Consider the following 8,079-nt stretch of genomic DNA (forward strand, 5'->3'; position numbering starts at 1 on the left):
TCGCTGAAGTACCGCTCCAGCACGTCCGCCCCGAAGGCCTCCCAGCGGGCGGCCTGTTCGGCGACCTTGGCAGCCTCCACCAGCGACAGGTCGCGGGACTCCAGGAAGGCCCGGTGGACGGCCGCGGGGCGGTGGGGGGGGGGGTCGGTGAGGTGGCGCCGGGGTGGGCGCGGGCGTCCTCAGCCCAGAGCGCCAGCCGTCCGTCCGCCCGCCAGAGCGCGTGCAGGACGAACATGGGGGGCCTCTCGGGGCGGGCGGGAACCGTCCTCGGCAGCCTAGCCGGGTGGTCGGACAGTGGCCGTCGGGCGGCCGGGCGGGCCGGTCCGTGGGCCGTTCGGAGGGTCCGGAGTGGCTCCTCGAGGATTGTGGTTGAAACTTGAACGAAAGAGTCGTACGGTGGAGCCAAGAAGTTGAAGCCTAAACAAATGGCTTCGAACCCGAGGAGGAGCCATGGGCCTGTTCAGCCGCACCAAGACCGCCGCACCCGTCACCGTCCGCACCCCGGCCGGCCCCGACCTCTCGCACCTGAGCGGCGACTGGACGATCGACGCCACGCACAGCGAGATCGGCTTCTCGGTCCGCCACGCGATGGTCACCAACGTCAAGGGCCGCTTCACCGAGTACGAGGGCAAGCTGCACCTGGACGGCGCCACCCCGGGCAACTCCTCGGCCGATCTGGTGATCAAGGTCGGCAGCATCGACACCAACCAGGCCCAGCGCGACGAGCACCTGCGCACCGGCGACTTCTTCGCCGCCGAGACCTACCCTGAGATCCGCTTCCGCAGCACCTCCACCGAGCAGCTCGACGCGGACTCCTACCGGATGAACGGCGAGCTCACCATCAAGGACTCCACCCGCCCGGTGGTCCTGGAGCTCGACTACACCGGCAGCGCCACCGACGCCTACGGCGCCGAGCGGGTCGGCTTCGAGGGCCGGACCGTCGTCGACCGCACCGAGTTCGGGCTGACCTACAACGCGGCCCTGGAGACCGGCGGCGTGCTGATCGGCGAGAAGGTCAAGCTCAGCTTCGACATCTCCGCCGTCAAGGCGGCCTGACCCGACCCGACCCCAGGGTCCGTGGAAGCCGGACCCCTGAACCCACCGCCCCCGCCTATCCCCCCTGGGCGGGGGCGGTGTTCTGTACGGCGGCGACCAGCGCCGCGTCCGCCGCAGGCAGCCAACTGCCCGCCGGGCGGCCCAACCAGCCCTCGGCCGCGCCGAGTTCACCCGCCCCGGCGGCCAGCGCCCGCAGGCCCGGATGGCGCTCGCCGGGCCGGTGCACCAGGCTGACCAGGCTCAGCGGCACCGGCTCCACCAGCGGCACGTTCACCGCCCCCGGGATCCTCGGCCCGCCGACCGTGGTCAGCATCGGGTCGCCGTGCCGGGCCAGGTAGCGGGCGGTCTCGTCCAGGCCCACCGGCGGGACGTACGGCTCGGCCGCGGTCAGGCCGTGCTCGCGCAGCAGCCGGGAGCCGAGGTCGGCCCATTCGGTGGTGGCCGGGTTGCCCGCGCAGATGTCGACCGGGTGCCCGGCCAGCTCGGCCAGGCGCAGCACCGGGCGGCCGGCCAGCGGGTGGGTGTCCGCCATCATCACCGAGATCCGTTCCAACCGCACCGGCAGCTGGGCGAGTTGGCCGCGCACCTGGGCGGGCAGTCCGGCGAAGCGGCCGAACGAGGCGTCCAGCCGGTGTGCCAGCAGTTCGGCGGCGGCCGCGGCCAGCCCGCCGTGGAAGCGGGCCAGCAGTTCGCCCTCCGGCCAGCCGGCGCGGGCCCGTTCGAGCACCCGGTCGGCGGTGAGGTCCGGGCCGGTGACGTCGCTGTTGAGGTCCAGCAGCAGCGGTCGGGCGGCGGCGCCGGCGCCGGTGCGGGCCGCGGCGAGGATCTCGTCGTGCAGGGCGAGCAGCCGGCGCGCCCGGGGCAGCAGCCGGTGCCCGGCCGGGGTGAGTTCGACGCTGCGGGTGGTGCGGGTGAACAGGGCGTCGCCGAGCAGGCCCTCCAGGGTGCGGACGTCCCGGCTGAGTGCCTGCTGGGCGACGTACAGCCGCTCGGCGGCCCGGCCGAAGTGCAGCGTCTCGGCGGTCGCGACGAAACCGCGGAGCAGGCGGGGGTGCAGGTCACGGGGCATGGGCGGCAGATTAACAACACGGTGTTGTGGGTTGTGGCGGAACAGGTGTTGGACGCCCGGCGGCCGGCGCCGGGAGGCTTGGCGCATCCCCCGTCCGTCCTGTGCCCCAGGAGCCCGATTGCCCCCGCGCGCCCTCCTCGCCTCCTACCGCCGGCTGTTCGCCGCCCCCGGCGCCACCGCCTTCACCCTGGCCGGGCTGCTCGGGCGGCTCGCGCTGTCGATGAACGGCGTCTCGCTGGTGGTGCTGCTCGCCGAGCGACGCGGCTCGTACGCGCTGGCCGGGACGGTCTCGGCGGCCGGGCTGGCCACCGGCGCGATCGGGATGCCGCTGCTCGGACGACTGGTGGACCGCTACGGGCAGTCGCGGGTCGCCGTACCGGCCGCGCTGTACAACGCCGTCCCGCTCGCCGCCCTGCTGCTCTGCGTCCGGCTCGGCGCCCCGGACTGGACGCTGTACGCCTGCTGGGCCGCCTGCGCCGCCGCGCCCAACCTCGGCGGCATGGCCCGGGCCCGCTGGGCGCACCTGCACCGGGACGACCCGGCCGCCCGGCACCTGGCCAACTCCTTCGAACAGGCGCTGGACGAACTCTGCTTCATGGCCGGGCCGGTGCTCGCGACGCTGCTCTGCACCACGCTCGCCCCGGAGGCCGGACTGCTCACCGCCGGCACCCTCGGCACCGCCGGCGCCCTGCTGTTCGCCGCCCAGCGACGCACCGAACCGCCGCTTCCCGCACGGGCTGCGGCCGGCCAGCGGCACGGCTCCCCGCTGCGGGCGCCCGGACTGCGGGTGCTGGCGCTGACCTTCCTCGCCACCGGCATGGTCTTCGGCGCGACCGAGGTCACCACCGTCGCCTACACCGACGCGCTCGGCCACAAGGCGGCGGCCGGACCGCTGCTGGCCCTGGTCGCGGCCGGATCCTGCGTGGCGGGGCTGCTGTTCGGACTGCTGACCCCGCGTCGGGCGCCCGGGGTCCGCTTCCTGCTCGGGGCGGCGGCGATGGCCGGGGTGCTGCTGCTGCCGCTCGCCGCCAGGCTCGGCGGGGCCGGCCTGGCGGTGCTCGGAGCGGCGCTGTTCGCGGCCGGCACGGCCACCGCGCCGACCATGGTGACCGGCATGACGCTGGTGCAGGAGCTGCTGCCGCAGAGGCAGTTCAACGAGGGGATGGCGGTGGCGGTCGCGGGCATCGTGGTCGGCATCTCGGCCGGGGCGGCGCTCGCCGGGACGCTCGCCGAGCACGCCCCGCCCGGCACCGGCTACGCCCTGCCCGCCGGGGCCGCCGCGCTCGCCCTGTTGATCGCCCTGGCCGGACGCCGGCACCTGCGCGCGCCCGGTGCGCGGGAAAATGCCGAGCGGGTTGTCAGTGCCTCCGTCTAACTTCTAGGCATGGCGGAAATCACCTACGTCCGAGGCGATGCCACCGCGCCCCAGGGCAAGGGCGTGAAGGTGATCGCGCACGTCTGCAACGATCTGGGCGGCTGGGGAAAGGGCTTCGTGCTCGCGCTCTCCAGACGCTGGCCCGAGCCCGAGGCGGCGTTCAGACGCTGGCACAGGGAGCGGGCGAAGAACGACTTCGGCCTCGGCGGCCTGCAACTGGTGCAGGTCGAGCCGTACGTCTGGGTGGCCAACCTGGTCGGCCAGCGCGGCATCCGGACCGGGCGCTCCACCGGAGTGCCCGTACGGTACGAGGCCATCGACACCGGGCTGGCCGCCCTGGGCGGCCGCGCGCTCGAACTCGGCGCCTCCGTCCACATGCCGCGGATCGGCTGCGGACTGGCGGGCGGGCGCTGGGCGAAGGTCGAGCCGCTGGTGGCGGACCGGCTGACGGCGCGCGGCGTGCCGGTGACGGTCTACGACGTCGACTGACCGGCGGCCGGGCCCGGCCGCCCGGCCGTTGACCCGGGCACGGGCGTGGCCGGGACGGCGGCCGGCCAGGCGTACACGTACTCGGGCAGCAGGTAGCCGCCCGGGAACACGCCCTCCTGCGCCCTGATCCGCACGCCGCCCTCGCGTTCGTAGAAGGCGACCGCGCGGGTGTTGGCGCGCAGCACCTCCAAGTACAGCCCGGCACCGGGGTGCCGCTCGGCCACCTCGGCGCGGGCGGCGGCCAGCAGTTGCCAGCCGATGCCACCGCCGGTGAGGCCAGGGCGGACGTGCAGGTTGTCCACCAGCACCCCGCCGTCGGGCTGCGGCACCAGATAGACGAACCCGGCCGGCTCGCCGGCCCGTTCGGCGATCAGCAACACGGGCGTGTTCTCCGGCGTCCCGTAGTCGACTGTCAGGCGCAGCTCCCACAGCTCGCGCCGCTGGGCGGCCAGCCCGTCCCCGAGCGCTTCGTCGGGGACGATCCCGCGGTACGTGGCGCACCAGCTCTCGGTGTGCAGGTCCGCGACGCGTACGGCGTCCTGCGCTGCGCCGTGCCGAATGGTGATCCGTCCTGAACCGGTCATGTGACGAGCCTCCCACAGAGATGGAGTTGAACATGTTCAACCGAAACGTCTACAGTTCTGCCAAGCTTTTGAACGCGTTCGAAATCACGGGGGCGGTGTGCGCGGCACCGGATGCGGAGGGGGCATCCGGTGCCGCGAGCACCGACAACACCGACACCGGGTGGAACGTCGTCTCCGGCTAGGCTCGTGCCTGTGGACGACCTGGCAGCGACGAACCGAACGGACGGCGAGAAGGGTGCGGCCGACGCCCCGGCCGCACCCGGCACGGACGGCGGGCCCATGCCCGGCGGCCGTGCCCAGCCCAAGACCGACAAGAGCGAGGCGACCCGGGCGCTGATCCTGGAGACGGCCATGCGGCTCTTCCAGGAACGGGGCTACGAGAAGACCACGATGCGCGCCATCGCCACCGAGGCGGGCGTGTCGGTCGGCAACGCCTACTACTACTTCTCGGCAAAGGAATTCCTGATCCAGGGGTTCTACGACGGGATGACCCACGACCACGCGGCCGAGGCCCGGATCCGGATGGCCGGCACCCGGGACTTCGGCGAGCGGCTGGAGATCGCGCTGACCTCCTGGCTCGACACCGCCGCGCCGTACCACGAGTTCGCCGCGCAGTTCTTCCGCACCGCGGCGGACCCGACCAGCTCGCTCAGCCCGTTCTCCAACGAGTCCCACCCGGCCCGAGCGACGGCCGTCGACCTGTTCCGTGACGTCCTCCAGGGGTCGGAACTGGCGCCGAAGCTGGACGCCGAACTGGTCGAGCTGCTGCCGGACGTGCTCTGGCTGCACCTGATGGTCGTGGTGCTCTACTGGGTCTTCGACCGGACCGAGGACACCGAGCGGACCAGGGAGTTCGTCCGGCGGTCGACCCCGATGGCCGCCCGGGTGATCAACCTCTCGCGCTACCGGGTGTTCCGGCCGATCGTGCGGGACGCCAAGGGGCTGATCCAGGACTTCATCCTGCCGACGATCGGCAAGACAGCCGTCAAGTAGGGCTCAGGAATCTGGAGTTGCGCAACGGCGGCGGCCGGCCCGCGGGTTCGTGGGCCGGCCGCCGCCGTCGTGGTCTCCGGTAGCTCAGAACTCGGTCGGCGTCCAGGCCCGCAGCGGAGTGCGCAGCAGCAGGTCGGCGGCCGCCGCCGCGCCGGGACGCAGTTCGGTGAGCAGTCCGGCCGCGGCCAGCCTCGGGGCCGTCTCGGCGCCCAGGTAGAGCGAGCCCAACTCGGAGGCTCCGAGGGCGAGATCGGCGTCGTCGGTGGTCCGGGCGCAGCTGCCGGTGCCGTCCTCGGCGACCTGGATCGCGAAGCGGCCGGAGGCGTAGCCGAGCCGGTCCTCCACCTCCAGCACCACCCGGCCCGCCGCGCCGTACGACCGGGCGCCGAAGGCGGCCTCGACGTCCAGCAGCCGCAGCCACATGAAGTCGGTGTTCCCCTCGTCCGGGGTGGCCGCGCGCGGGTCCTGGAGCAGCAGCGGCAGCGGGTCGTCCGGGGCGACGCCCTCCACCACGACCTTGCGCACCCAGTCGACACTGAGCACCAGGCGCCACAGCTCGACGGCGGTGGGCAGGTCGAGGGCGATGAACTCGTCCACGGTGAGCGTGGCGTCGGGGCAGGCGCCGTCCCACTTGTTCTCGACCCGGTAGACCACCAGACCGGTGACCTCGCCGTCGGCGTTCCGGTGGACGGCGGCGAACGGCGCCTTGAAGCTGTCGCCCGGCACCTGGATCTCGTTGGTGTTGCGCTCCCACCAGAGCTCGTCGCGGGCGATCGCACCGGGCTGGGCGAGCCGCCAGCGGTCGTACAGCTCGGCACCGAACTCGCGCTGCTCCGCCAGGGTCACGAAGTCGACCCGGCCGCCGGGCACGCCGGGCAGGCCCTCGCGCAGGCCGCGGGTGCGGCTCAGGTCGATGTTCCAGCCGCAGCCCCAGGTGGCCGGGCCGAAGCCGAACCGGCCGTAGATGTTGTACTCGGCGGCTATCAGGACGGCGACCGCGCAACCACGCTCGGCGGCCGAGGCGAGGTCGCGCCGCATCATCGTGCTGAGCAGGCCGCGGCGGCGGTGGGTGGCGCTGACCGTGACGTTGGTGATCGCATCGGCCTGGACCACGGCCCCGCCCGGGACGGTCAGTTCGACGTCGAAGCTGCGGTAGGTGGCGATCTGGCGGTCCCCGTCGAAGCCGGCCACCATCCGGCCCGGCTCCCACTGCCTACGGCGCAGCTCCGGCGCGACACCCGCGTGCGGACGCAGGAAGCCGAAGTTGAGCGCCCGGTTCCACTCCTCCACTTCGTCCACGGATACGGCCCGGACCTGGAGCCCGTTGACGGTCTCTACGGCCGTGTGATCGGTGTTGTTGCCCATCGGCCCACCGTACGGGCGGTGGCTCCGGGGCGGCACCCCAATTAATCCGTGCCCGATCCCCTGGTGTGCTCGCCCGGAGTCACCGCCCAGTGGTTGGTGCGCAGGACGCGGTCCGCGAAGCCAAGGTCCCGCTCGCCGAGCAGCCGGAAGCCGAGCGAGCGGCAGATCCCGTTGGACGGGCCGTTGCTCACCCCCGGGTTGGCGTGCACCACGCCCCACCGGCCGTCCGCCGCCGCGGCGTCCAGCACCCGGCGCACCGCCGCCTTGGCGAGGCCGCGGCCCTGGAAGTCGGGCAGCACCATCCAGCCGATCTCGGAGACGGCGGCGCCGTCCTCCTCGTCCTGCCAGAGCGTGACCACCCCGGCCGCCGCCTCGCCGCCCCCGGCGCCGTCGTCCAGCGCGATCACCTTGATCCAGGCGGTGTCCGCCGCCACCAGCGCGAGGTCCTTGCGCAGCCGCGCCGCCACCTTCTCCCGCGGCAGCGGCCCGCCCAGCTCGGCCATCATCCCCGCGTCGCACCGCATCCGGAGGTAGGGCTCGAGATCGCCCGCCTCGACGTTCCGCAAGCGCATGGCGCCTCCTCAGGAGTGGTCGGAGCGGCCACGCTAGCGCGGGCCTCGGACACCGGCGCCCGGGGGCTGACAGGCCGGTCGTCTGCGGCCGCCCTCCGCCGGGCCGACGCCCCGGCCGTCCTGGACCCGGAGCCGGCGGCGGAGGGCGCCGAGGGCTACGGCCGGGCGTAGTAGTCCGGGGTGCCCATGATCCAGAGGCTGGCCTGTTTGACCGGCATGCCGACGCGCGGGGCCTCGATCATCTGGTCGTCGCCGATGTAGAGGCCGACGTGGTGGATGTCCGCGGAGCGGCCGGTGTCGGTCCAGAAGACCAGGTCCCCGGGGCGCAGCTGACGGTAGGTGACCGGGGTGGACTGGGCGTACTGGTCGGCGGCGAAGTGGTTGAGCTGTTTGCCGGCCTCGCGCCAGGCCATCATGGTCAGCCCGGAGCAGTCGTAGCCCTCCGGCCCCTCGCCGCCCCAGATGTAGGGCAGGCCGATCTTGGACCTGGCGAAGGCGATGGCGGCGGCCGCGCCCTCGGCCGACCAGGGGCGGGCGGCGGGCGGGGCCGCCTGGGCCCTGGCGGCCGCGGCGGCC

General features: G+C 73.7%; 10 protein-coding genes and 1 pseudogene. 5 read left to right on the forward strand and 6 right to left on the reverse strand.

From position 1 onward, the window contains the following. A pseudogene (locus BG452_RS45955) lies at positions 1–128 on the reverse strand (menaquinone biosynthesis protein); the annotation flags it as partial. A gap of 322 nt (positions 129–450) precedes the next feature. Here BG452_RS45955 and BG452_RS24865 point away from each other — a divergent pair. Beyond that, positions 451–1,056 (forward strand): YceI family protein, encoded by a 606-nt coding sequence (locus BG452_RS24865; protein ID WP_188306590.1) that lies wholly within the window; start codon positions 451–453, stop codon positions 1,054–1,056. Between the two features lie 55 nt (positions 1,057–1,111). Here the strand turns inward: BG452_RS24865 and BG452_RS24870 are convergent, their stop codons facing one another. Then, positions 1,112–2,125, reverse strand: a complete 1,014-nt coding sequence (locus tag BG452_RS24870) for a LysR family transcriptional regulator (protein ID WP_188306591.1) — start codon at positions 2,123–2,125, stop codon at positions 1,112–1,114. 118 nt (positions 2,126–2,243) lie between these two features. Here BG452_RS24870 and BG452_RS24875 point away from each other — a divergent pair, with 118 nt between their 5' ends. Together BG452_RS24875 and BG452_RS24880 are read left to right on the forward strand one after the other, a co-directional pair. Next, positions 2,244–3,500, forward strand: coding sequence for an MFS transporter (locus tag BG452_RS24875; RefSeq protein ID WP_223242691.1), 1,257 nt, complete (start codon positions 2,244–2,246; stop codon positions 3,498–3,500). 9 nt (positions 3,501–3,509) lie between these two features. Beyond that, complete coding sequence (locus BG452_RS24880) at positions 3,510–3,989, forward strand: macro domain-containing protein (protein ID WP_188306593.1); 480 nt, start codon at positions 3,510–3,512, stop codon at positions 3,987–3,989. Here the strand turns inward: BG452_RS24880 and BG452_RS24885 are convergent. Beyond that, entirely contained in the window at positions 3,974–4,573 is a 600-nt protein-coding gene (locus BG452_RS24885; protein ID WP_188306594.1) for a GNAT family N-acetyltransferase, read from the reverse strand. The genes BG452_RS24880 and BG452_RS24885 overlap by 16 nt on opposite strands. 32 nt (positions 4,574–4,605) lie before the next feature. Here BG452_RS24885 and BG452_RS24890 point away from each other — a divergent pair, with 32 nt between their 5' ends. Both BG452_RS24890 and BG452_RS24895 read left to right on the forward strand, forming a co-directional pair. Continuing rightward, positions 4,606–4,755 carry a hypothetical protein gene (locus BG452_RS24890; RefSeq protein WP_188306599.1) on the forward strand — a complete coding sequence of 50 codons (150 nt, stop codon included), beginning with the start codon at positions 4,606–4,608 and terminating at the stop codon, positions 4,753–4,755. A 10-nt stretch (positions 4,756–4,765) separates the two neighbouring features. Next, a complete protein-coding gene (locus BG452_RS24895; RefSeq protein WP_317621213.1) occupies positions 4,766–5,566 on the forward strand; it encodes a TetR/AcrR family transcriptional regulator in 801 nt (266 codons plus the stop codon). 84 nt (positions 5,567–5,650) lie between these two features. Here BG452_RS24895 and BG452_RS24900 read toward each other — a convergent pair whose 3' ends face one another. From BG452_RS24900 to BG452_RS24910, 3 genes are all read right to left on the reverse strand, one after another. Further along, positions 5,651–6,931 carry a GNAT family N-acetyltransferase gene (locus BG452_RS24900; RefSeq protein ID WP_188306596.1) on the reverse strand — a complete coding sequence of 427 codons (1,281 nt, stop codon included), beginning with the start codon at positions 6,929–6,931 and terminating at the stop codon, positions 5,651–5,653. Positions 6,932–6,972: 41 nt separating this feature from the next. Beyond that, positions 6,973–7,503, reverse strand: coding sequence for a GNAT family N-acetyltransferase (locus tag BG452_RS24905; RefSeq protein WP_188306597.1), 531 nt, complete (start codon positions 7,501–7,503; stop codon positions 6,973–6,975). A gap of 155 nt (positions 7,504–7,658) precedes the next feature. Beyond that, positions 7,659–8,079: C40 family peptidase (locus BG452_RS24910; protein ID WP_188306598.1), on the reverse strand; the 421-nt coding region annotated here is incomplete at its 5' end.

It is taken from the genome of Streptomyces sp. CBMA123 (assembly GCF_014596465.1).
Lineage (GTDB): Bacteria > Actinomycetota > Actinomycetes > Streptomycetales > Streptomycetaceae > Kitasatospora.